Raw genomic sequence first — 532 nt, forward strand, 5'->3', positions numbered from 1 at the left:
TGATCTTCATGGACAAGGGTGAAATCGTCGAGCAGGCTGCGCCGAACGACTTCTTCGACAACCCGCAAAGCGACCGCACCAAACTGTTCCTCAGCCAGATCATTCACTGAGTTCACAGTTGCACTGCTAAAAGCCGGGCCCTGAGCCCGGTTTTTTGTTGTCCGGCCCTGGCGCTGGCGATGTATGCAATCTGGCCTGAACCTTGTATTCGCGATCATTCTCCAACAGGATACTGGCCCCCTGAAAAACGGGTCGACACCCCTGATTGCCGAGAAACTGATGACTGCCAAGGCTCAACCAAGCCCCGACGCTGCTACCGCTCCGACTCACTCGATCCTCAAGCGCCCCTGGCTCTTGCTGCTGGGCCTGGTGCTGGTCGCCCTCAATTTGCGTCCGGCGCTATCCAGCATCGCGCCGTTGCTCAATAACGTATCCGACAGCCTCGGCATGTCTGCGGCCGAAGCCGGTTTGCTGACCACACTGCCCGTGCTGTGCCTGGGCCTGTTCGCACCACTGGCACCGATTCTGGCGC

The 532-nt window shown here is 59.2% G+C and carries 2 pseudogenes; both read left to right on the forward strand.

Annotated elements, in window-relative coordinates:
• A pseudogene (gene glnQ, locus BZK31_RS27440) lies at positions 1-110 on the forward strand (glutamine ABC transporter ATP-binding protein GlnQ); the annotation flags it as partial.
• Between the two features lie 169 nt (positions 111-279).
• Positions 280-532: pseudogene (locus BZK31_RS27445) on the forward strand (cyanate transporter); the annotation flags it as partial.

Origin of the sequence: Pseudomonas floridensis (genome assembly GCF_002087235.1) — a bacterium.
Lineage (GTDB): Bacteria > Pseudomonadota > Gammaproteobacteria > Pseudomonadales > Pseudomonadaceae > Aquipseudomonas > Aquipseudomonas floridensis.